The sequence below is a fragment of the Thermodesulfobacterium commune DSM 2178 genome, from assembly GCF_000734015.1.
Taxonomy (GTDB): domain Bacteria; phylum Desulfobacterota; class Thermodesulfobacteria; order Thermodesulfobacteriales; family Thermodesulfobacteriaceae; genus Thermodesulfobacterium; species Thermodesulfobacterium commune.
Map to the genome: position 1 here is coordinate 101,307 of NZ_CP008796.1, position 22,810 is coordinate 124,116.

The window sequence follows — 22,810 nt, forward strand, 5'->3', positions numbered from 1 at the left end:
GTTATGGCTAAAATAGACCCTGATAAGCTTACCGGTCCTCAAAAAGCAGCTATATTCCTTATGTTGATGGGAGAGGAGTTTACTTCTCAGGTTTATAAATATTTAGACGAAGACGACATAAAGCGTATCGGTATAGAGATGGCAAAGATTGAGTACATTCCTGCTGAAGCAGTAAGAAAGGTCCTCGAAGAGGCTAACATCGAAGCTAAGGAAATGTTAGGAGATGTGACCGTTTCTCCTGAAGAGTTTTTGAAACAGTCACTTATCAAGGCTTATGGTGAAAAAGGAAAAGAAATTTTTGAAGAAATTAAAAAGGAAATAGGGCCAGAAACCTTTAAGAAACTTAAGAAACTCGACCCAAAGACTATCGCTAGTTTTTTGTCAAACGAGCATCCTCAGACTATAGCCATCATCTTGGTTCACTTAGACTCAGAACTCTCAGGACAGGTTTTACAGTTTCTGCCTGAAAAACTTAGGGCTGAAGTGCTTTTAAGAATAGCACTTTTAAACAAGGTAGACCCAGAGATTGTTAAAGAAATAAGCGATGCTTTAGAAAGTGAGCTTCAAAGTGTAGGGGGAGCTTTGGGTAAAAAGATTGGAGGACCAGAAAAAGCAGCAGAGGTTCTTTCTCATGCAGGAAGAGAACTAGAAGATGAAATCTTAAGCGAGATAGAAGACGAAAACCCAGCCTTAGCAGAAGAAATCAGAAAATATCTGTTTACGTTTGAAGACTTTCTTAACGTGGATGACTTTGCTATCCAAACCTTGCTTAGAGAGATTTCTACCGATGATTTGAAATTGGCCTTAAAAGGGGCTTCTCCTGAGATCAGAGAAAAGTTCTTCCGGAACATGAGTAAACGAGCGGCAGACCTTATGAAAGAAGAACTTGAAATGATGGGGCCTGTAAGGATTAGTGAGGTGGAAAAGGCTCAGCAAAACATCATCAGGGTGGCTAAAAAGTTAGAGCAAGAAGGTAAGATAATACTCAGTAAAGGTGAAGAGGAGTTTGTCTAAGGTACTGAAGAGTCATAAAATTTCTTGTTTTGAACTTTTAACTCCAGATCTAACTCCCTCAGAAGAGGAAAGCTTTAAATCTATCCTTAGAGAACAGGAAGAAACCAACAAAGATTCTAACAAAAAAGCCTCTACTGTTTCTCCAGAAGAGTTGTTAGAACAAAGGCTTAAAGAGGCTTATGAAAAGGGATATCAGCAGGGATTTGAGTTGGGGAAAACTGAGGGGTTCCAGGCAGGGTATCATGAGGGATTAACCAGAGGATACGAAGAAGGAAAAGCTAAGGTTGAGGAAGAACTGAAGACTAAGTATCAAGAGTTAGAGGAAGCTTTAAAAAAGGAATTTCAACTTAAGTTAGAGGAAGTTTCAAAATTTTTAAAAAACTTAGAAGAAGAAGTTCAAGCTCTTGTTCTAAATCTTGACAAAGAGGTTTTAACCTTAGCGTTAAAGATTGCCCAAAAGATGGTTTTAAAAGAAATAACCATAGAGAAAGAAACCACGCTTAACTTGATAAAAGAGGCTTTAAATTATATAGCTGAAGGGATAGAAATTAACCTAAAGGTTAACCCCGAGGAGTTTGGTTTTATAAAGGAAAATCTTTCTCAGTTAGTTGGCCCTTCGTCCAAGATCAATCTTATCGCTGATCCTAATATTTCTAAGGGAGGGGTTTTTATGGAAACTGCTTTAGGTGTGGTGGATGCTACTTTAGAAAAGAGATGGGAAAGGCTTTTAGCGGAACTTTTTAAAGATGAAGGTTAAAGATCTAGGAGTCTATTTAAAAAGAGTAGAAAACATTTTACCTTTTGAGGTTTATGGCTATGTTACCAAGGTGTTAGGGTTGACTGTAGAAAGTACAGGGCCTTTCCTAAAGGTAGGAGACCTTTGTAAGGTCGAAGGTCAGGAAAAGAGTGTTTTGGCTGAGGTAGTAGGTTTTAATGATAATCGGTTTATCCTTACAGCCTTAGGAGATTTAAAAGGGATAGAGGTTGGAGCTAAGGTTTATCCATTAGGCTCTTCTTATGCCCCGGTAGGCGAAAAATTTTTAGGAAGGATAGTTAATGCCTTAGGAGAACCATTAGACCAGGGTCTATCTCCAAAGGCTTCAGACTTATATCCTCTTTATGGAGAACCTTTAAAACCTCTGGAAAGAGCTCCTATAAAAGAGATTTTAGACGTAGGGATAAAGGCAATAAACGCCCTTTTGACGATCGGAAGGGGCCAGAGAATGGCTATCATGGCAGGGTCTGGGGTTGGGAAAAGTACCTTGCTTGGTATGATTGCCAGATATACAGAGGCTGATGTTAACGTGATAGCCTTGATAGGAGAGAGAGGAAGAGAGGTAAGAGAGTTTATCGAAAGGGACTTAAGGGAGAGTATTAAAAAATCGGTGGTGGTTGTGGCTACTTCTGATGAGGCTCCTTCTATGAGGATAAGGGCAGCTTATTATGCTATGAGTTTGGCTGAATATTTTAGGGATAAAGGTTTAAGGGTACTTTTGCTGATGGATTCCCTTACCAGATTTTGTATGGCAGGAAGAGAAATAGGATTAGCCTCAGGAGAACCTCCTACTGCGAGAGGTTATACCCCTTCTGTGTTTGCCATGCTTCCTAAGGTGCTAGAAAGAGCAGGAGCTAAGGTTGGAGGAGGAGATATCACCGCTATCTATACTGTGCTGGTGGAAGGGGATGATTTTAATGACCCTATAGCAGATGCAGTTAGAAGTATCGTGGATGGCCATATTGTACTTTCCAGAGACCTTGCTCATGAAGGGCATTATCCTCCGATAGATGTCCTTGCCAGTATAAGCAGGTTGATGAAGGACATCGTCCCAAAAGAACATTTAGAATTGGCCTATCAAACCATTTCTATACTTGCTACCTATAAAAAAGCCGAAGACTTGATTAACATAGGTGCCTATGTTAAAGGTTCTAATCCTGAAATAGACAGGGCTTTATCCTTGATAAAACCTTTAAAAGAATTTTTAAGACAAAACTTGGACGAAAAGTATGATTTAGGTACTTCTCTAACACTTCTCAAGAATGTTTTAGCAGGATAAAATGAAAAATAAACTCAAGGTTTTCAAGACCTTAGCTTGGTATAAGGAGCTAAAGGAAGAACAAACTAAAGCTAAGATGTTACATGCTAAGCAGGTTTATCAAAGCCTTTTGGAAGAAAAAGAAAAAATGATAAAGGAAAAGGAAGAAGATCTTAAAGATTTACAGACAAAAAAGGTCTTAACAGCAGAAGAATTAAAAGCCTACTTAGAAAGGTTAGAAGTTTTTTTTTCGGAAAAAGAACAGTTAGAAAAAAAGATAGAAGCTCAAAAAAGGGAGTTAGACTTGCTTTTAGAAGAGTTGAGGCAAACCCATCAAGAAAAAAGGGTAGCTGAGGTTTTAAGGGATAAAACTTACAGACTTTTTTATGAAGAAGGTTTAAAGAATTTTTATCGGCAGATGGATGATCTTATGATGCTTAAAAGAGGAAAGTAGATGAAAAATAGGTTTGACGAAATTTTAAAGAAAGGGATAAGACCGTTAGAAAGCATGAGGTTTCTTACCAGAACTAAAAATCTTTTTTTGTTTTTGTTTGGTTTAGGGATTTTTAAGTTGTTTTTAGCTTTACTGGTTTTTGGGGTGCATGTGTATGAGTTAAGCGCAAAAGAAGAAAAATTACCTGCAGGTTGTCCTCCTGATTTTGCAGATTTTCTACAGGTAGAAAGGCAAAGGCTTAGTGATAAAGAAAAGGAGTTAAGGTTAAAACAAGAGGAATTGAAACTTTTAGAAGCCCGTATCCAGGAACAACTAACCTCTTTAAAAGAGTTAGAGGCTTCGGTAGAGGAAAAATTAAACAGGATCCAGGCAGTCCAGGATGAGAGGACCAAACTTTTAGTTAAGGCTATTTCTGAGATGAAACCTTCTAAGGCTGCAGACATGTTGATAAACATGGACAAAGATATGGCTGTTAAAATCCTTTCCCAGCTGAAAAGCTCCCAGGTAGCAAGTATTTTAAGCGCTATGCCTCCAGATAAAGCAGCCTCCATTTCAGAAAGCCTCTCAGGTAAGGAAGGTAAAGAATAGATTATTCAAAGACTACCAAATTTTTCCCCAGATTTTTAGCTTTGTAAAGCCTTTGATCTGCTATTTTGTATAGATCATCTAAGTTGTCGGTGTCTTCAGGTAGGCTTGCTATACCAAAACTTGCGGTGATGTTTATGGTATTATCCTCTAAATTAATGGGTGTTCCCTCGATGATAAGTCTAAGTCTTTCAGCCAGTCTACGGGCTTCATCCTTAGAAGTATAAGGAAGGATTATCATGAATTCTTCCCCTCCCCAGCGGCCAAGTATGTCCATCTCCCTTGTGTTGTTTTTAAGTATGTTAGCTATTTGTTTTAATACGAGATCTCCGTTAAAATGTCCAAGGGTGTCGTTTACAGCCTTAAAGTTGTCAAGGTCTACAAGAATGATAGAAAGCTTGCCTCCTTTTCTTTTCCAAATACTGAATTCTTTTTTTAATACTTCTTGCAGAAAAAGTCGGTTATAAACCTTGGTAAGGTAGTCAGTATGCGATAACTCCTTTAGTTTGTTGATAAGATAGAGGTTAAAAAAGTAAAAAGAAAAGTTGCTGAGCATTTTTTTGATGTTTTCTTTTTCAAGGTCATTTAAAGGCATCTTTCTTATAAGGCTAAAAACCCCTACCACCCTTCCTTCTAAAATCAGAGGATAACAAAAGAAGTCTAAATCTTTTTCAGCTTTGACCTTTGGACAAAGTATCTCTGTCTTTTCTATCAAAATACCATGGCTGTAAGCTTTACATTCTTTAGCCTTATTCTCTATGCAACCTTTCCACAGATCTTGGTCTCCTTCTACATAGGTTGAAAGGATCTCCCCTGTTTCTGGAGAGATTTCCAAAAATTGAAGGGTGTCTATAAAGTTTAAGAGATATTTAGAGAGAACAGAAAGGGCTTCTTTCTGAGATTTACAAAGGCTTAATTCTTTGTTAAGGGTTTCAAGTTGATAGATTGGTTTTAACTTGCTTGAGATCGCAACATAAGATTTGTCAAGGATCAACCTAAAGGCATAGGTTTCTACCGGTATTTTCTCTCCAGTCTTAGAAAGATAAAGCCTTTCTCCCTTTATTTCTTTTCCTTCGTTGGCTACCATCTGCAGGTTGGTTTTTATTTGTTGATAAGGCAGATAGACGATGTCATAGATGGTTTTATAAGCCATCTCTTTTTGGTCATAACCAAGACAGGACAAGACTGTATGATTATAAAATTTGAAGGTTCCATCTTCAGGGTCTACCACCAAAATTAAACTGTCGATAGAGTTGATTAGGTTTTGGATAAACTCTGCATGGGCTTTTAATTCGGTTAAATACCGATGGTTATGGGTGATATCTCTTAAAACAAGATGGATTTTACCTTCCCCTTCGAGGTGAAGTTTAAGGTATGAGCCTGAAACCTCAAAAATATGTCCGTTTAAACTTTTTATAGTTTCTTTATGGACTTTGTTGAGTTTTTTTAGCTTCCCAAATACACGGTACCAGTCTTCTTGGTCAAAAATCTCAAGCACACTTTTTTCGTCTATCGTTTCCCCAAAAATTTCGTGAGCTTTAGCACTTCCCCAGTATATTACCTGTTCATACCCTAAGTCTAAGATCTCAAGCACTATTTCAGGAAGTATATAAAGCAAGTCTTTGGCTTGTCTGAACTTATTTTCCATATAAGAGGCATAGGTTTCTTTAGCCATACCTAATAAATCTCGAGTCGAAATGATCCCTACAGCCCTTCCCTCTTCATCGACGATTACTAAGTGGTTGACCTTGAGATTTTTAAACTTAAGTTTTAGCTGTGAAATAGGGTCACTCTTAGAAGCTGTATAGACCTCTTTTAAGGCTACATTACCAATTTTTTCGGAAAGATTGCTCAGCTCAAGCTTAAAGATGAAATCTTTTTCAGTAAGTATTCCTACAGGTTTTTTGTTTTCATCAACTATAGGCACAGCCCCTATGTTCTTTTCTACCATCAAACTTAAGGCTTCTTGTAAGGTGTGGTTAGGATTAAGATAGTAAAAAGGTTTGTTTTTAGTAAGATAGGCTGCGGTGATTTCTTTTTTGAAAAGCTCTGGGTCTAAAATTTCAAAGATATCTTTGTGGGTTATTATCCCTCGATAGTTTCCCTTTTGGTCGACCACTATCAGCCTTCTTATACCGTATTCTATCATGATGGTAAGGGCTACTGCTAACGGACGGTCTTCACGTATTTTTACCAGATTTTTTTGGGCAAAGTTTCTGACCTTTTCGTTTAAGGGAATACCTGCTGCTAAACATTTTATCAGGTCTCTTTCTGTAAAGATTCCTGTGGGAAAATGGTTCTCTAAAAGGACCACAAAGGTCTCTCCTGTCTTTTTCATCTTTTCTATGACTTCTTGAAAGGTAGTATTTCCGGTGATGGTTAGAGCAGGTTTAGGGATTAAACATGCCAAAAGTTCGGTAAAAACCATAGATAATCCCTAATTTAGGGTTTGATTAAAATTTAAATTATACCTAAAACTAAAAAAAAAAAACAAGCAAGATTTAGAACCTAAAATTGCCGGTAAAGAATAAAATCAAAAATTTTTCTTTAATTTTTTCCAAATATTATGTATTTTCTACTCCCTTTTCTATCTACAACTTTTTCTCTTTCAAATTTTCCTGATTTTGAAATTATTATCCCATATACATTTTTAAACTCCCAGATATGGGCTCTCCCTATAAGGATAGGGAGGATAGGTTGAATATATTGCCAGGCGGTGTAACCTCTGTTTGAACCAGGTAAAGGTATTATGTTGGTCTATTAAGGTTTTTATTTTCGGAGTTTTTGAGGAAGGCATCAACAAGAGCAAGTTCTGAACGAGGGGTGATAGGTTCGTTAGTTTTTAGGATTTTGAAGTTAAGAGAGTTTTGGCATAATGGCACCCTCTTAGATTTAGAGGGTTTTTTCACCCAATGGGTGATATTATAAATCGTTTAGAGCAATTGGAAAATGGGGAGATCATGGATGATTATAAATTTTTATCGGCAAATTAGGGATATTAACTTTAGTTTTTTCTATCTTTACACTCAGGACAAAGCCCGATAAACACTACTTGAAAGTCTTCAACCTCACAGTTTTGAATCTCCTTAGGTAACGGAAAATTTATTTCTTGAGAAATGTCTATAACCTTTTTACAGTATTTACAGACAAAGTGGTGATGGGTATGGGTAAAGGGGTCAAATCTTTTCTTGTAAGGGTCAACTATGATTTCTTTGATAAGTCCTTTTTTTACCAACACGTCTAAGGTGTTGTAAACGGTGGCAAAAGACATGCTTGGAAAATTTTTTTTTAAGGAATTATAGATGTCTTCTGCTGAAGGGTGTTCTTTGTTTCCTTCCAAGTATTCCAGGATGGCAATTCTTTGAGGGGTTAGTTTTATCCCTAAACTTTTGTAAAATTCTAACTTTTTTTCATCCATCTTTCCTCACCTCAACAACTTATTTTCTATTATTTTAAAACATTTTTTAATTTGTTCAAGGTTTAAATTTGTAAAATTTTAATTCCTATACAATAATTTTTTAACGTTTCTAAGGTTGAAGGGTCTTTGGATAGTGCCTCTATCAGAGGCCATTCTTTACATTTTTTAGGTTTTACCGGATGTATCGTACAGAGTTTTTCTTTTTTATCAAAGAAGATACAATACCCATCCTTGGTTTTCATCTCAACCCTGTATTTCCCGACCTTAACTGTATACTTTTCTCTAAAGACTTCCTCTGGGAGGTTTAAAAATTGGGCTATTCTAAGAATTTCTTCTTGGGTTAAAGAGACAGTACTTTCTCCTTGGCAACAGGTACCACAACGTTGGCAGGTAAAACCTTCTAACTTAAGCATATTCTATTGGGTCCTCTATACCGGCTTCTTTAAAGGCTTTAAGCCTTATTTGACAAGAGTCACATCTTCCGCAGGCTTTTTCCGTTTCTCTGTAGCAAGACCAGGTGAGATGAAAGGGAGTATTAAGTTTTATACCAAGCTCTACGATTTCTTTTTTAGACAGATGGATAAGAGGGGTTTCTATCATAATTTTTGTCTCAGGTTTGGTTCCAAGGTTTGCTGCCTGGTTAAAGGCTTGAATAAATTCTTTTCTACAATCTGGATATCCAGAAAAATCTATTTCGTTTACTCCTATAAAGATTTTCTCTGCTCCTATCACCTCAGCCCAAGCTACCGCCAAACTTAAAAATACTCCATTTCTAAAAGGTACGTAGGTAGAAGGAATTTCTTGCGTATTTAAAGACTCAGAAATTTCAATTTCCTCTGAGGTAAGGCTTGAGCCACCGATTATTTTAAAAAAAGTTAGTTCTACTACTAAATATTTTTGAGGTTTAAAGTGGTCAACCAATCGGTAAAAACATTCAAGTTCTTTTTTAGCAGCCTTTTGCCCATACTGAAAATGTAGAAAAGCCAAGGCATGTTCTTGGGCTGCAACACTTGCACATACAGCACTATCCATCCCGGCACTCAACAAAACTAACGCAAGATCAGCTTTTCTATTTTTATGGTTATTTAAGGACATTTTTAACCTCAAGAAAAAACTTTTTGAAAGTTTATCTATTTTAGCATATTACCCTCGAATTTCAACAAAAAAAACGAAAAAGCAACCGATGGTATTTTAAGGTTTGTAAAAAACATAAACAGAGTCTATAGATCTCTATAATAACATATTTCAAAAAAACTTCAACTTGCAATTTTTTGATTTTATTTTTAAAATAATAAATATTTTAATTTAAAAAAGGAGGTCTTTATGGAAAGAAAGGGTTTAGTTTATTTTATGGGTAATCCTTTAACTCTTGTAGGTAGTGAGATCAGGGTGGGGGATAAAGCTCCTGATTTTGTGGTGTTGAATCAAGAGTTAAAAGAGGTGACGTTAAAGGATTTGGCAGGGAAGATCAAGCTGATTAGTGTTACCCCTTCTCTTGATACCCCTGTATGTGACATGCAAGCACGCAAATTTAACGAATTAACCGCTAAGCTTTCAGAAGATATTGTAGTTTTAAACATAAGCATGGATTTACCCTTTGCTATAGCGAGATTTTGCTCTGGTGCAGGAATAGAAAGGGTGTTAGTCCTTTCTGACCATCGAGAGGCATCTTTTGGATTAAACTACGGTGTTCTTATAAAAGAACTTAGACTACTTGCTCGCAGTATTTTCATAATAGATAGAGAAAACACCGTTAGATACATAGAAATAGTACCGGAAATTACTAACGAACCTGATTATCAAAAAGCTCTGGAAGTAGTAAATAATTTGATTAAAGAGGGATAAGTAATATGAAAGTTTTGATAGTTTACTATAGCACTTATGGTAATACTTATAAAATGGCTTTAGAGATAGCAGAAGGGGTAAAGCTTGTTGCCGGGGCAGAACCAGTTATAAGAACAGTTCCTGAACTTATACCAGAAGAAATTATTTCCTCAAGAGAAGATATTAGAAAGGGAAAGGAGATGCAAAAGCATATACCCTTAGTGAGTTTAGAAGATTTTCGGGAGGCTGGAGCTATTGCTTTCGGGACTCCTACCAGGTTTGGAGTGGTTTCTGCTCAACTAAAAAACCAGATAGATAAACTTACGCCCTTGTGGTTTGAAAGGGCTTTAGAAGGTAAACCTGCAGGGATTTTCGTTTCTACCTCTACTCCTCACGGAGGACAAGAGATGACCATATTTTCGTTACTTCCGGCTATACTTCATTTAGGAATGATTTTTGTAGGAGTCCCTTATTCTGTTAAAGAGTTATTTTATACCAAAGGTGGTGGATCTCCTTATGGTCCAGGGCATGTTGCAGGTACTGATAATGTTAGAGAAATCGACGAGGAAGAAAAGGCCATCTTAAGAGCATTTGGTAAAAGATTGGCGGAAATAGGGTTAAAACTACAAAAAACCTGAAATATCTTAAGTATTTGAGGAAAAATCATAATCATAGTTTAACAAACCTTTGCCAAATTAAAATAAGTCTAAAGGACCCAAAAGGGAGAAAATACTTTAATATCAAATTTTGAGGTTTTCTTTTTTTTAAAAAAGGTTAAAATAGATTAGTCATGGGAGGAATCAAGGCAAAACCTTGGGGTGGTAGGTTTCAAGAAGAGTTAGACAAGTTTTTTGAAGAATTCTCAGAATCAATTTCTTTTGACCACGAGTTAGCCTTGTATGAGATCAAGGCAAGCCTTGCCTATGCTGAGGCTTTGAAAGAGGCAGGAGTTCTTTTAGAAGAGGAATGTCTTGCTATCAAAAAAGGTCTTCTTGAAATAGAGGAAGAAATAAAAGCAGGACTTTTTCTCTTTCGTAAGGAATATGAAGACGTTCACATGAATATAGAGAAGGCCCTTTTTGAAAAAATAGGAGAAGTAGCTTATAAACTTCATACAGGAAGAAGCAGAAACGAGCAGGTGGTAACAGATTTCAGACTGTATTTAGCTGACCGGGTAAAAGAAATAAAGATAGAATTAAAAAGTTTGATGCAAGCGACTGTAGATAAGGCAGAGGAATATTATGGAGTTATAATGCCTGGTTTTACCCACCTTCAGCATGCCCAGCCAGTTCTTTTTTCTCACTGGATCATGGCTTACTATGAGATGATGAAATATCATTTTCAGAGATTAGAAGACTACGAGAAACGGCTAAAGATTTGTCCTCTGGGGAGTTCTGCTTTCGCAGGTTGTGCCTTTGGGATAGACCGAAAAAAGCTTGCAGAGAAGCTTGGTTTTATAGAACCAACCCAAAATAGTGTTTTTGCAGTTAGTTCAAGGGATTTTGCGTTAGAGCTTCTTTTTGTGTTAAGTCTTATAATGTTAGACCTTTCTCGTTGGTGTGAAGAGCTTATCATCTGGATGAGCCCTGAATTTTCCTTTATCGACCTTCCTGACAGGTTTTGTACCGGAAGTTCTCTTATGCCTCAAAAGAAAAATCCTGACGGAGCTGAGCTTATTCGTGGAAAGGCCTCTTCAGTAAACGCAGCTTTTAACCAACTTTGGGGTTTAATGAAAGGTCTTCCTTTAAGTTATAACCGTGACATGCAAGAAGATAAACCTCCTGTTTTTAAGGCTGTTAAGACTACCTGGCAGTGTTTAAGGCTCATGTCTTTGATGGTGTCAGGTTTAATCCTTAAAAAAGAAAACATAGAAAAACACCTTTCCCAAGGCTATCTTTTAGCTACCGAACTTGCCGACTATCTGGTAAGTAAAGGTATTCCTTTTAGGAAGGCTCATCATATAACCGGACAGATCGTTTATTATGCAGAAAAAGAGAAAAAGAGCTTAGAAAATTTAACCCTTTCTGAGTTTAAAGCCTTTTCTGATAGGATAGAAGCAGATGTATATAACTGGCTTACCATAGAAAATGCTATAAAAAGAAGAGAGATCTTGGGTGGGACAGGTTTTAACATGGTAAAACAAGCGATAGAATTGGCTAAAAAGGAACTTTCTGAAAGGTTTAATGTTTAGTCAAACTCAAGCTTACGAAAAACAAGAAATTAACAAGGTGACCCCCCATGTATTACTTTGCTATGATGGGAGTCCCTCAAGTTATCGTGCTTTAGCCTATTTAAAACAGGTTTTTTATCAAACCGAGCTAAACATAACGGTCCTTAAACTAATAGAACATCCAGACAAAACTTCATCCCAGTGGGAAACAAGTTTGATAAAGAAGTTTAAAAGAGAAGATGAGATAGAAAAAAAAGCTCGTGAAGTTTTTTTAAATGCAGAAAAAGAGTTAAAAAATGTGGCTAGTTCTTTAGAAAAGTATGTCAGGGGAAAGGTTTTTTTTAAGGTTCAATTTCGAGTAGGACATCTGGCAGAAGATATCTTAAGGATAGCTCGGGAAAATCTTTTTGATGGTATTGTGGTAGGAAGAAGAGGTCTTTCTAAGCTTAGTACCTATTTTATAGGGGGAGTGACCCATAGACTACTTGAAAAGTGTTGTCTACCAATTTGGTTAATCAGAGGAGAACGATGGAATAAAAAATTTTTAGTAGGCTTAGACCTTGGAGAAATGGGTTTAAGGGTGGTTGATTATGTAAGTTTTGTTCTTTCTTTTCATCCAGAGGCAGAGATTACCTTTTTTCACATTTTTTATCCCTTTTCCTCTAAAAAAAGTTTCGAAGGTAGTTTTTCTGAGGCTTTAAAGGAGTTAAAACATCCTGAATATCAGGATTTTTTAACCAAAGCCAACAATCTTATCTTAGAAAATGGTCTGCCTAAGGAAAAAATTAGACTTATAATGAAAAGAGGCTTTTTAGGCCCCGCTGCAGAGATCATTAAAATGGCTAAAAAAGGGGATTATTCTACTATAGTACTTGGAAGAAGAGGAAGGGGAAGTTTAACCAAGTTTTTCTTAGGTTCAGTAAGTCATAAAGTAACTACCTATTTTGAGGACCGTACTGTTTGGTTGGTAATATAAAGCAAGCATAGGTAAAAAAAACGATGAAATGTCCCATCTGTCATAAACATGTAAAGTTAAAAAATAATCCTTATCGTCCTTTTTGTTCTAAGGAGTGTAAACTTGCAGACCTTTACAACTGGCTAAAGGAGGAGTATAAAATAAGAGAAGAAAAGGAATGGCTGGAGAAGCCTTTACCTCAAGAGGAAGTTTACGTAGACAAAGAAGAATAAAAGATGGAGCATAAAAAATGACCTTTAACTATGATTATGAGATTGCCATTATTGGTATAGGTCCTGCTGGAATTCAGGCAGGGTTACATGCTGGAAGAAGGAAACATAAGGTGGTTTTATTAGGAAAACTCGAAGAAAGTGCTCTCTGGTCAGCACATATAGAGAATTATTTTGGATTTTCTGAAAAGGTAGATGGTAAGGTTTTACTTGAAGAAGGTCTAAAGGCAGTGAAAAAGTTTGGGGGGGAGCTTATTTTGGAAGATGTGATTAGTATAGAACCTTTAGAATTGGGTTTTAAACTGATTACCGAAAAGGAAAGGGAGATCACCGCCCTTTCACTTATCCTTGCTATGGGAGTTAAGAGGAAGAAAAGGGTATTTCAACAGGAAGAAAAGTTTGTAGGAAAAGGGGTTTCTTATTGTGCCGATTGTGATGCTTGGTTTTATAGAGGAAAGAAGGTGTTGGTTATAGGAGACGGTAGTGCCGCAATCCATGGGGCTAAAACCTTAAAAAAGTTTGCAGATAAAGTTTATTTTTATGGGTTAAAACCTATATCTGAAGAATCTCTTTCTGAATTGAGAGTTGTTAATATAGAGGTTTTAGAGAAAAAACCTGTAGAAATCATGGGAGATAACGAGGTAAAAGGGGTTATGTTTGACGATGGAACTCAGTTGGAGTTAGATGGGATTTTTATAGAGATAGGTGCTAAAGGTCCGATAGAACTTCTTGCCCCTATAGGGATTGAGCTTGACCCTGAGACGTTTAGTTATGTAAAAGTAGACAGAAAGATGCAAACCAACGTCCAAGGGGTGTTCGCCTGTGGAGACCTTACAGGTCCTCCTTTACAGTTGGCTAAGGCTGTAGGAGAAGGATGTGTAGCAGGGCTTTCTGCCTCTGATTATGTAAAACAGGTTTTAAAGAACTTAAAGGAGGTGTAAAAATTTTTTGGTATAAAAAACTGGAAATCTCTTTAGGAAACATAAAAAAGAACTTAAGGGCATTAAAAAGGTTTTTACCTGAAGGTACCAAGGTTCTTCCTGTTATCAAAAATGATGCCTATGGGCATGGGCTTATAGAGGTTGCTAAAACCCTTTCAGAAGAAGGGATTTGGGGTTTTGGGCTCTCTGAACCTCAGGAGGCTTTTTTTTTAAGAAAGGCAGGTTTTAGGCAACCTTTATTACTGCTTTCTGGGTTTGAAAAAAGCTGGTTAACCTATATGTTTGAACTTGAGATAACTCCGGTGGTTACCGGTTTTGAGTCCTTAGAATGGCTGGAGGAGGAGGCTAAAAAAAGGCAACAAAAGGTGGCTTTTCATCTAAAAGTAGACACAGGGATGCATAGGTTTGGGTTGAACATAGAGGACCTACCTAAATTCATTGAGAAACTTAGAAACACCGATTTTTTATCCTTAACAGGGCTAATGACCCATCTTTCTTGTTCTGAAAAACCTGATTCAGAACTAACCCAGCTACAACTTGCTAATTTTAAAAAAGCTTTAGAATTACTCAAGCAAAATAACCTCAATCCTACTTTTATCCATTTTGCCAACTCAGGAGGGATTATCTTTTTATCTGAAAAGGGAAATTTAGTAAGACCAGGGGTTAGTCTTTATGGTGGTTATCCAGACCTCTCTGCACGGGATAAAATCGAGTTGTATCCTGTGATGACCTTAAGGTCGCGTATCGTTGAGTTAAAAAGGTTGCGTAAGGGAGAGTATGCTGGATATGGTCCTACCTTTAAGGCAGAGAGAGAAACCCTCTTAGGGGTAGTGCCTGTAGGTTATGGAGACGGCTATTTAAGAAGTTTAGGAAACAAGGGATTTGCATTTTTTAGAAATCAGAGGGTTAAGGTAGTAGGGACTATCTCTATGAAAGCCCTTTACGTGGATTTAACCGGGGTTGAAAGTCCTCAGGTAGGAGAAGAGGTCATCCTTCTTGGTGGAAAAAATCGAGAGGTTCCTGCAGAGGAGTTGGCAGCCCTTGCCGGGACTATCTGTTATGAGCTTTTCTGTAGTATAGGAAGGTCTATCCCCAGGGAATACAGGCAAGATTAGGTTATGTTTAACATAGGTTTTTCAGAATTGGTGGTCCTTTTTCTGGTTGCCCTAATAGTTCTTGGTCCTGAGAGGCTACCTGAACTGGGTAAATTTTTGGCTAAACTTTCTATAGAGCTTAGAAAAAGTATAGAAGAGATTAAAAGAGAACTTGAGGTTGATGAGGTTGGGAAGGAGTTGACTGAGGCTAAAAAGGAGATAGAACATCTAAAAGAAGAGGCAACCTCGGTGATAGACGTTCCTATAAAAGAAATTTCTCAAGACCCTTTTAAAGTCCTTGATAAAAAAGATGAGCAAGATAAACCTTCCTAAAATCTTAGCGGTAGATGTTTTAGGTAAGATAAGAAGAGAGATAATCCTTTATAGCCTGATCTTTTTAGGGTTGTGGTTAGGTTTTTTTTTAGCCTTACCTTATCTGTTCCCTTATCTGCTTTTTCCTTACTTTAAGGTCATAAAAGGTCAGCCTTTAGTTTTTACTTCCTTAGAAGAGGCCCTTTTTGTTTTATTGCGTGCCTCTTTTTATCTGGCTCTTATCGTAATTTTACCTTTTTTCCTTTTAAAGGTTTGGAAGGTGATTTCTTCAGAGTTTTACGAGCCTGAGAAGGTTTTTTTTAGAAAGGTTTTTTTTCTTTCTTTAGGACTGGCTTTGATTGGGATTTGTGTAGGATATTTGGTTTTTGTCCCCTTTCTTATAAAGATTTTTCTGTTTTTTGGAAGCAACTTCGAAGCCAATCTTAAGATTAACTATTTTTTATTTTTTATCTTAAGGGTTCTTCTTTTTTCGATAGTTTTTTTCCAACTTCCTTTGCTTTTTGCCTTGTTTATTAAAGAGGAAATCATTACCAAAGAGTTCTACCAAAAACGGAGAGTTTATTTTCTTGGCTTTTTTTATGGGATCTCTTTGTTGATTGCACCTACGGATTTTTTTTCTCAGGTCTTGTTAACCTTGATTTTTTTCTTATTTTTTAAACTATCCTTTGTTTTAGCTAAGATTTTTTAACAGGAGTCAACTATCAGTAAATAGGTTTTAAGCATGAGATACCTCACAAATAGAAACATAATTTTTAGAATAAAAACTCAAACTCGGATTAAAATAAGCCCCATTTTTGCAAATGCCATAAATCACCCTGATAAGCTTGTTTATTACTGCTACCATCGCCTTTTTATAGCTCTTAAATTCCTTCTTTTTGCGCAAAAAATATTCTCTGAAATAAGGTTCCCAGGTTACTACTCCTACTGCCATCTGAAAAAGGATGTTTCTAAGCCAAGGACTTCCTTGCTTGGATATGTGTTTATTCACCCTAAACTTGCCAGACTGTTTTATTACTGGGTCTGTGCCAGCATATTTTATGAGTTTCTTTGCACTGGAAAATCTAAGAACATCTTTTACTTCAGCGAGAAAATGGGCTGCAAGTTTTGGAGAAATTCCCCTGATAGAGGAGATGAGCTTTATTTGTTGGTTTTGGTCGTGATCTATTTCCTCAAGGAGCATATTTTCGAGTTTTTGAATTCTTGGTTCAAGGAAGAGACACTTTTCGATGTAGAAGATGAGGGTTTGAGAAAGGCAGTGGTTGTGGATACCGATGGAGTTTTTAGCAAGGTTTATGATGTCTTGAGGGGAGAAGGAAGGAGTTCTACCTTTGGGGGAGGCGTTGATGATATTGGAGAGGTCTTTGGGGGAGGCTTTTTTGAGATAGTGGGCTCCTGGGAAGTTAAGGAGGATGTTAAGGAAGGAGAGGGTAAAGATGTTGAAATGTTTTTCAGCTTCGGGAAAGAGCACAGAGAGGGCGTATTTGATTTGTGTTTTGGCAAAAGATCATTCTTTTTTGAGTTTTTGGATGAGACGAGAGAGGTTTCTCAGGTGATGGTCAGGTGGGAGAGGGTTAAGGAATTGTGGATTAGATTGAGCGAAGAGTGCAAGGATTTTAGCGTCTTTGGTATCAGACTTAGAGGGGTTATTTGCGGAGATGAATTGAGAGAAGCGATGAAGGATTTTGGGGTTGATGATGAAGGCTTGGATGTCATTAGCGAGAAGGAAGTGATAGAGGGGGAGGAAGAATCTGCCGGTAGATTCCATGGCTACGATGGGGTTGGTGAGTTGGTTAAGGAGGGAGAGAAACTGAGAGAAGCCTTCTTGGGACATAGGGAAGGTTTGGGACAGGATGAAGTTTTCATCTTTGAGGACAGCGATGTTAAAGGTATCTTTGGAGATGTCAACACCGACGAAGGTGTTCATGGGAGCACCTCCTTGTGTGGGGTGTTTTTAGTTGATGTCCCTCGCTCCATCCTCCCATGTGGCAGAGGCTTAGGAAGCCTAACCAACTTATTGGGAGTTGAGGAAAAGATTGACAGACTCCTCTCGAGGCTTTTAAGCCTAAGAGTTATGGAGTCCTTGTCCCTCTTTATTTTGTTAGTTTTCATATTATTAGTATACAACTCAACATATATTAAGCAAAAACTAACATAAAAATTGCAGGAGGTTTTTTTATGGGAAGAAAAAAGAAAAAAGAAGCAGTAGATTTAGAGCAATACAAGTTAGAAGGGGAGGAATTGCGGGAAGAAAATTTAGAAGGTTATAAGTATGCAATGATTATAGGAGACGGTATGGGAGACTTTCCGGTTAAAGAACTCGACTGGAAAACTCCTCTTGAGGTAGCTATCACCCCTGGTATGGATTTTATAGCCTCTTACGGTATGATAGGACATTGCCAGACCGTTCCTCCAGGAATGCATCCAGGTTCAGACGTAGCCATTATGGGACTTTTAGGCTATCCTCCAGAAGAAAAATATACTGGAAGAGGGCCTATCGAAGCTGCAAGCCGTGGAATTGTCCTAAAACCTGAAGATGTAGCCTATAGATGTAATCTGGTAACCCTTAAGCTTGAAGGGGAAGAACTTATCATGGAAGACTATTCTGCAGGACATATTTCTACAGAAGAGGCTATAGAGTTGATCGAGGCCATCAACCGGAATATCTCTAACGAAAAGATAGAAATTATACCTGGGGTCAGCTACCGACATATTTTGATCTGGAGAGGAGGTTCTGGAGGATTACATACTTACCCTCCTCATGACCTTTTAGGTAAAAACGTATGGTTTGCCTTTACTTCCTACGATGAGGAACCCTTTTTAAAGGATTATATCCTAAAAGCTATAGAGATTTTAGAAAAACACCCTGTCAATCAGAGAAGGAAGATGGAAAATCTTCTTCCTGCTAATGCTATCTGGCCTTGGGGACAGGGTAGGACTCCTAACTTAGAACCTTTTGAGGAAAAATGGCATTTGAAAGGTGCGGTTATTTCAGCCGTAGACTTGATAAAAGGGTTAGCTGTACTTTCTGGGATGTCGGTTATAAACGTACCAGGAGCAACCGGATATTTAGATACTAACTATGAAGGTAAGGTAGATTATGCAGTCGAAGCGTTAAAGGAATATGACTTTGTGGTGATCCATGTAGAGGCTCCTGATGAGGTTTCTCATGAAGGATCTCTTGAAAAAAAGATTAAAGCCATAAATGAGTTTGACCGAAGGGTTGTAAGATATTTTATGGAAAGAATTATAGAGATTACAGATAAATATAGAATTCTTGTTTGTTGTGACCATCTTACACCTATTTCTATCAGGACTCATTCATCAAAACCTGTGCCTTTTGCTATTTTTGATTCTGTAAGAGATAAAGAAAAGAAAAAGGACTTAAAGTTTAGTGAAAAAGAAGCCTATCGTTCACCTTATTACATAAAGTCTGGACCAGAACTTCTCGAGATCTTCCTCCAGAGAAAACCAAAAATAGAACATCAAAGAGAGGAATAAAAGAAATGGAGATAAAAAAAACCGATGTTTTAATCATAGGTACAGGTATTGCAGGTTTAAGTTTAGCTTTAAAATTAAAGGATTTAGGACATATTACTGTACTTGCTAAAAAGAGGGTTTTTGAAACAGCAACTTCTCTTGCTCAAGGTGGAATTGCCTGTGTTATGGGAGAAGATGATAGTTTTGAGTTGCATATTCAAGATACGATGATAGCAGGGGACGGAATATGTAAAAGAGAGACAGTAGAGTTGGTGGTTAAGTCTGCTCCTGACAGGATAAAAGATCTTATAACCTGGGGAGTTTCTTTTGACAGAGACCCTGAAAATCCTCAAAAATACCATCTAACCCTTGAAGGTGGTCATTCAAAAAGAAGGATCCTTCATGTAGGAGACTATACAGGAAGGGCTATAGAAAAGACCTTGCTTGAAAGAGTTTTTGAAGAAAACAATATAGAAATTTTAGAAAACCATTTTGTGGTGAAGATTCTTGTAGATAAAAAGAGAGTAACTTCAAGCCCTAAGGTTATAGGAGGGTTGGTACTTGACCTTAATCAATCCAAACCTTTGATAATACTGGCTAAGGTGATAGTACTTTGTACCGGAGGGGTGGGTAAAGTCTATCTTTACACCAGTAATCCTGATACTTCAACCGGTGATGGGATTGCGATGGCTTATTCCTTAGGATGTAGGGTTGCTAACATGGAGTTTATTCAGTTTCATCCCACCTGTCTTTATCATCCAAAAGCTAAAAATTTTCTAATTTCAGAGTCCTTAAGAGGAGAGGGGGCGGTTTTGCTTAACGCCGAAGGAAAAAGATTTATGCATAAATACGACCCGGTAAGAAAAGAATTAGCCCCAAGAGATGTGGTGACCCGAGCGATAGACATGGAGTTAAAAAAGACCGGTGCTGAGTGTGTCTATCTTGACATTACCCATTTACCTTCGGACTACGTAAAAAAGAGGTTCCCACAGATCTATGAAACTTGTTTGAAATATGGGATAGATATTACCTCTCAACCTATCCCTGTAGTGCCTGCTGCTCATTATCTTTGTGGAGGGATTTATACCAATCTTTGGGGTCAGACTGACATCCCTAACCTTTTTGCCGTGGGGGAATGTGCCTATACAGGTCTTCATGGAGCAAACCGATTAGCCTCTAATTCTCTTTTAGAAGGCATCTGTTTTGCTCATCAAGCAAGTCTTAAAATCAGAGAACTTTGGCCTGAAATCAGGGAAACCTCCTTTACCTTACCTAAGATAAAAGACCCTATCATCAAAGAAATCAAGGAAGAAATGGTATTTGTTTCTCATAATTGGGATTTGATAAGAAAGGTAATGTGGGATTTTGTAGGGATAGTAAGAAGTTTGAAAATGTTGGAGTTTGCGAGAAAAAGGCTTGAGTTTATTCGAAGAGAAATAGAAGCCAACTGGGAAGGACTTTACTTAGACCTTGATGTAATGGAACTGAAAAATTTATGTATGGTGGCTGAGATTATCATAAAATCTGCTCAATCTCGTCTGGAATCTCGGGGGACTCACTATTTGATAGACTATCCTGAAAAAAGGGTAGAATATCTAAAGGAAACAATCCTCACAAAATATTAAATAAAAAATTAAATAAAAAGTTAAAAATTAACAAAAATTAGCTTTACAAAACAAAAATTTTTGATAAGATTAATAAAAATTGAGTGTGCAGGAGGTTAGGGTGAAGGTTATTTTTGACCCAGACATTCCAGAAGAGTTAAAAGAAGATATCATAAAGTCAATAGAAGAGGAAAACGTTGGAGAGATATGTAAAGTATGTGGGGGGGATACCCTTTATGTAGCCCTTTTAGAAGGGGTGTTAGATGTTAAATGTTACGAATGTGGCCATTCATATATAGAATTAGAACTGGCTGAGGAGTAGTTTAGAGAAATAAATTCAAGATGTTTTTAAAAGGTATAGCACCAGCTCTAATCAAAGAAAGTTGATTGTTCACCACAGAAACTACCGTAGATGGAGAAGTCGCTTCTAAATAGCCATAATCGACTATAAAGTCAAGATCTGGAAGTTGTTGTATAACTTCTTCGGGAGAAGAACAAGGAGGCTTTTCTGAAAGATTAGCACTGGTTCCGGTTATAGGTTTACCAAAGGCTTTGACAATGGCCTTTACTATTGGGGAAGAGGAAAGCCTTATCCCGATGGTTCCTGTCCCTGCGGTTAGATAATCAGAAAGGTTTTTTTTGGCTGGAAAAACTATGGTTAAAGGTCCTGGCCAGAATTTTTCTATAAGTCTTTCTGCAATCGGAGGAATTTCTTCTACTAAAAAGTAAAGTTGTTCTCTTTCTCCTATAAGAAGAAGGATTGGTTTGTGTTGAGGCCTATTTTTGAGTAAAAAAAGTTTTTCTAAGGACTTATCTGAAAAAGGGTCTGTAGCTAGACCATAAAAGGTTTCTGTAGGAATAGCACCTACAGCCTGTTTTTTTAAAAATTGGGCCGTCTGTTTAGCAATTTCTTCCAGATTAGAAAGGTCTTTTTTAAGTTTAAGAAGCTGAGGAGGCATCTTTTTCTTCTAAGGCTGGTTCGGAAGGTTCTTCCGGTAGATAAAACTTTTTAAAAAAGATCAGTCTTTTACAGTGGGGACATTCGTAGTATCTATTATCTCTTTGGATTTCATTATAGAGTTGCGGAGGTATGGCCATATGGCATCCTTCACATACATAGTTATCGACCGGGGCTATTCCTATTCCTCCTTTTCTTTCCCTTAAAAGCTCGTATTTTTTTAAGAGTCTGGCAGGTATTTTTTTACTTAAACTTATCCTTTGTTCTATAAGTTTGGCCTTTTCCTGATTTAGCTGGTTACAATAATCATCAAACTTTTGTTTTTCCTGGTTAAAAATTTCTTCTACCTTGGCAAATTCCTCTTCTAATTTTCTTTTTTCTTGTTCTAACTTCTCTATCTCTTCCATTAGTTTTAGAATTTCTTCTTCTTTTTGTTTGTTAGCCTTTTTGATTTCTTCTATCTCTCTTAATAGAAGCTGATATTCTCTGGTACCTCTTATCTGGACTAATCTTGCCTGGGTGCTTTTAAGCCTTTGGTATTCCTGTTTTAATTCCTCTTCAAAAAGGTTTTTTTGTTTGGTTTTTTCTTCTATCAGGTTTTTAAAATGTTCTATTTTGTTGAACAACTGATCTTTTTCTTTTTGTGCTTTTTGAAGACTTTGAGGTATTTCTTGTACGGCTTTTTCTATCTTAAGGATTTCTAAGTCTAAGTTTTGAAGCTCTATCAATCGCAGAATTTCCTCTTGCATTTATTCTCCTCCGTCAATAATATTTGATATGGACTAGGTTCTCTAAAAATTTCTATTTTGAGATTAAGGTTATAAGAAGTTATAAATTTAACCAGAGATGTTTTTAACCAGTCAAGTACCAAACCTTCTGCTATTCCATGGTCTATGACTATAAAATTAAACCCTTCTTCTAAAGAATCTTTTGCTACGTGGTATTTTACGTCTGAGGTTATCAGGGTGTTAATCCCTAAGTTCTTAAGCTCATCTTTTAAAAAAGCCCCTGAACCTCCACATACCCCAAAGGCTTTGATAGGGGTCTCTAAGTCTCCTACCACCATCACCCAACTTTTAAGAACTTTTCCTAATTTTTTAGCTAAGTCTTGCAGTTTAATAGATTTTTTTAAATATACAACCCTTCCTAATCCAAAAACTTTTTGATTTTTTTCTTGCAAAGAGATAAACCGTTCCCCTTTGAGATTTAAAGCCCTTAAGATTGCCTCTGAGACCCCTTCTTCTATCTTGTCTAATGGTGTGTGCCATGAGATAAGATTTATCTTTTCTTGGATTAACCGATAGATAAGATGGCCTTTAGGGTCTTCTTTTATTATTTGGGTTAGAGGTTTAAAAATAAACGGATGATGACTTATAATAAGATTAAGTCGGTTTTCCAAAGCATAATCTATGGCCTTAGAGGTAAGGTCTACAACCAAGAGAACCCCAGAAACTTCATCTTCAAAAGACCCTACCTGTAGACCATTATTATCTTGTGGTTCTGCTATGGTAAGTGGAGCAAGTTGATTTAAAAAGTTATAAAAGTCTTTTGTTTTAAAAGACATATAGATTATATGGATTTTTAAATGGGCCCGCCAGGACTCGAACCTGGGACCTTCCGGTTATGAGCCGGTGGCTCTAACCAGCTGAGCTACGGGCCCATTATATATTTAACAAAAATAATATAATTTATTTGTTTGTCAAGGTGGTTAAGGGTTTAA

Annotated in this window: 26 protein-coding genes and 1 tRNA gene; 18 read left to right on the forward strand and 9 right to left on the reverse strand. The window is 37.1% G+C overall.

Features of this window, described 5'->3' with window-relative positions:
• Positions 1–3: 3 nt before the first annotated feature.
• Genes fliG through HL41_RS00550 form a run of 5 tightly spaced genes read left to right on the forward strand, consistent with a single transcriptional unit; the run spans position 4 to position 4,089 of the window.
• On the forward strand, positions 4–1,014 hold the full coding sequence (gene fliG / locus HL41_RS00530) for a flagellar motor switch protein FliG (RefSeq protein ID WP_038063137.1): 1,011 nt from the start codon (positions 4–6) through the stop codon (positions 1,012–1,014).
• On the forward strand, positions 1,007–1,771 hold the full coding sequence (locus HL41_RS00535; RefSeq protein WP_038063140.1) for a FliH/SctL family protein: 765 nt from the start codon (positions 1,007–1,009) through the stop codon (positions 1,769–1,771). Before fliG ends, HL41_RS00535 begins: the two co-directional genes overlap by 8 nt.
• Positions 1,761–3,068 (forward strand): FliI/YscN family ATPase, encoded by a 1,308-nt coding sequence (locus HL41_RS00540; RefSeq protein ID WP_038063143.1) that lies wholly within the window; start codon positions 1,761–1,763, stop codon positions 3,066–3,068. The genes HL41_RS00535 and HL41_RS00540 overlap by 11 nt, the downstream gene beginning before the upstream one ends.
• A 1-nt stretch (position 3,069) precedes the next feature.
• Complete coding sequence (locus tag HL41_RS00545; RefSeq protein WP_038063146.1) at positions 3,070–3,501, forward strand: hypothetical protein; 432 nt, start codon at positions 3,070–3,072, stop codon at positions 3,499–3,501.
• Positions 3,502–4,089 carry a MotE family protein gene (locus HL41_RS00550; protein ID WP_038063149.1) on the forward strand — a complete coding sequence of 196 codons (588 nt, stop codon included), beginning with the start codon at positions 3,502–3,504 and terminating at the stop codon, positions 4,087–4,089.
• 1 nt (position 4,090) lies between these two features.
• On the opposite strand, the gene HL41_RS08875 is transcribed toward HL41_RS00550, so the two are convergent.
• From HL41_RS08875 to queC, 4 genes are all read right to left on the reverse strand, one after another.
• Positions 4,091–6,514 carry a diguanylate cyclase gene (locus tag HL41_RS08875; RefSeq protein WP_051754398.1) on the reverse strand — a complete coding sequence of 808 codons (2,424 nt, stop codon included), beginning with the start codon at positions 6,512–6,514 and terminating at the stop codon, positions 4,091–4,093.
• Between the two features lie 576 nt (positions 6,515–7,090).
• Entirely contained in the window at positions 7,091–7,504 is a 414-nt protein-coding gene (locus HL41_RS00560; protein WP_038063160.1) for a Fur family transcriptional regulator, read from the reverse strand.
• Positions 7,505–7,566: 62 nt separating this feature from the next.
• Positions 7,567–7,917: a YkgJ family cysteine cluster protein gene (locus HL41_RS00565; RefSeq protein WP_038063162.1), complete on the reverse strand. Its 351-nt coding sequence runs from the start codon at positions 7,915–7,917 to the stop codon at positions 7,567–7,569.
• Positions 7,910–8,599 (reverse strand): 7-cyano-7-deazaguanine synthase QueC, encoded by a 690-nt coding sequence (gene queC, locus HL41_RS00570; RefSeq protein WP_038063165.1) that lies wholly within the window; start codon positions 8,597–8,599, stop codon positions 7,910–7,912. Before queC ends, HL41_RS00565 begins: the two co-directional genes overlap by 8 nt.
• 228 nt (positions 8,600–8,827) lie before the next feature.
• Between queC and tpx the strand changes: the two genes are divergently transcribed.
• The 9 genes from tpx (at position 8,828) to HL41_RS00615 (ending at position 15,739) form a co-directional block, all read left to right on the forward strand.
• On the forward strand, positions 8,828–9,349 hold the full coding sequence (tpx, locus tag HL41_RS00575) for a thiol peroxidase (RefSeq protein WP_038063167.1): 522 nt from the start codon (positions 8,828–8,830) through the stop codon (positions 9,347–9,349).
• 5 nt (positions 9,350–9,354) lie between these two features.
• Positions 9,355–9,966, forward strand: a complete 612-nt coding sequence (gene wrbA / locus HL41_RS00580) for an NAD(P)H:quinone oxidoreductase (RefSeq protein WP_038063170.1) — start codon at positions 9,355–9,357, stop codon at positions 9,964–9,966.
• Between the two features lie 152 nt (positions 9,967–10,118).
• Positions 10,119–11,519, forward strand: coding sequence for an argininosuccinate lyase (argH, locus tag HL41_RS00585; protein WP_038063173.1), 1,401 nt, complete (start codon positions 10,119–10,121; stop codon positions 11,517–11,519).
• Positions 11,512–12,474, forward strand: coding sequence for a universal stress protein (locus tag HL41_RS00590; RefSeq protein WP_038063176.1), 963 nt, complete (start codon positions 11,512–11,514; stop codon positions 12,472–12,474). The genes argH and HL41_RS00590 overlap by 8 nt, the downstream gene beginning before the upstream one ends.
• 23 nt (positions 12,475–12,497) lie before the next feature.
• The gene (locus HL41_RS00595; protein ID WP_038063180.1) at positions 12,498–12,686 is read left to right on the forward strand and encodes a DNA gyrase inhibitor YacG; all 189 of its coding nucleotides are present in this window, start codon (positions 12,498–12,500) and stop codon (positions 12,684–12,686) included.
• A 17-nt stretch (positions 12,687–12,703) separates the two neighbouring features.
• Positions 12,704–13,624, forward strand: coding sequence for an NAD(P)/FAD-dependent oxidoreductase (locus HL41_RS00600; protein WP_038063183.1), 921 nt, complete (start codon positions 12,704–12,706; stop codon positions 13,622–13,624).
• A 26-nt stretch (positions 13,625–13,650) separates the two neighbouring features.
• On the forward strand, positions 13,651–14,739 hold the full coding sequence (gene alr, locus HL41_RS00605) for an alanine racemase (RefSeq protein WP_268745251.1): 1,089 nt from the start codon (positions 13,651–13,653) through the stop codon (positions 14,737–14,739).
• A gap of 3 nt (positions 14,740–14,742) precedes the next feature.
• On the forward strand, positions 14,743–15,051 hold the full coding sequence (gene tatB / locus HL41_RS00610) for a Sec-independent protein translocase protein TatB (protein WP_051754400.1): 309 nt from the start codon (positions 14,743–14,745) through the stop codon (positions 15,049–15,051).
• Positions 15,029–15,739, forward strand: coding sequence for a twin-arginine translocase subunit TatC (locus HL41_RS00615; protein WP_038063186.1), 711 nt, complete (start codon positions 15,029–15,031; stop codon positions 15,737–15,739). Before tatB ends, HL41_RS00615 begins: the two co-directional genes overlap by 23 nt.
• Before the next feature lie 27 nt (positions 15,740–15,766).
• On the opposite strand, the gene HL41_RS09690 is transcribed toward HL41_RS00615, so the two are convergent.
• Entirely contained in the window at positions 15,767–16,231 is a 465-nt protein-coding gene (locus HL41_RS09690; protein ID WP_038062057.1) for an IS110 family transposase, read from the reverse strand.
• A 12-nt stretch (positions 16,232–16,243) separates the two neighbouring features.
• Here HL41_RS09690 and HL41_RS10020 point away from each other — a divergent pair, with 12 nt between their 5' ends.
• The 4 genes from HL41_RS10020 to HL41_RS00635 all read left to right on the forward strand — a co-directional run bounded on the left by HL41_RS10020 (position 16,244) and on the right by HL41_RS00635 (position 20,454).
• Entirely contained in the window at positions 16,244–17,206 is a 963-nt protein-coding gene (locus HL41_RS10020; RefSeq protein ID WP_456119718.1) for a hypothetical protein, read from the forward strand.
• A 20-nt stretch (positions 17,207–17,226) separates the two neighbouring features.
• Complete coding sequence (locus HL41_RS00625) at positions 17,227–18,549, forward strand: cofactor-independent phosphoglycerate mutase (protein WP_051754401.1); 1,323 nt, start codon at positions 17,227–17,229, stop codon at positions 18,547–18,549.
• Positions 18,550–18,554: 5 nt separating this feature from the next.
• Positions 18,555–20,153, forward strand: coding sequence for an L-aspartate oxidase (gene nadB / locus HL41_RS00630; protein WP_038063188.1), 1,599 nt, complete (start codon positions 18,555–18,557; stop codon positions 20,151–20,153).
• Between the two features lie 100 nt (positions 20,154–20,253).
• Positions 20,254–20,454 carry a hypothetical protein gene (locus HL41_RS00635; RefSeq protein ID WP_038063190.1) on the forward strand — a complete coding sequence of 67 codons (201 nt, stop codon included), beginning with the start codon at positions 20,254–20,256 and terminating at the stop codon, positions 20,452–20,454.
• Between the two features lies 1 nt (position 20,455).
• On the opposite strand, the gene HL41_RS00640 is transcribed toward HL41_RS00635, so the two are convergent.
• From HL41_RS00640 to HL41_RS00655, 4 genes are all read right to left on the reverse strand, one after another.
• Complete coding sequence (locus HL41_RS00640; protein WP_038063192.1) at positions 20,456–21,091, reverse strand: L-threonylcarbamoyladenylate synthase; 636 nt, start codon at positions 21,089–21,091, stop codon at positions 20,456–20,458.
• A complete protein-coding gene (locus tag HL41_RS00645) occupies positions 21,072–21,839 on the reverse strand; it encodes a zinc ribbon domain-containing protein (protein WP_022854682.1) in 768 nt (255 codons plus the stop codon). The genes HL41_RS00640 and HL41_RS00645 overlap by 20 nt, the downstream gene beginning before the upstream one ends.
• On the reverse strand, positions 21,815–22,654 hold the full coding sequence (locus HL41_RS09215) for a Nif3-like dinuclear metal center hexameric protein (RefSeq protein ID WP_022854681.1): 840 nt from the start codon (positions 22,652–22,654) through the stop codon (positions 21,815–21,817). The genes HL41_RS00645 and HL41_RS09215 overlap by 25 nt, the downstream gene beginning before the upstream one ends.
• A 22-nt stretch (positions 22,655–22,676) precedes the next feature.
• Positions 22,677–22,750, reverse strand: a tRNA-Ile gene (locus HL41_RS00655).
• Between the last annotated feature and the right edge of the window lie 60 nt (positions 22,751–22,810).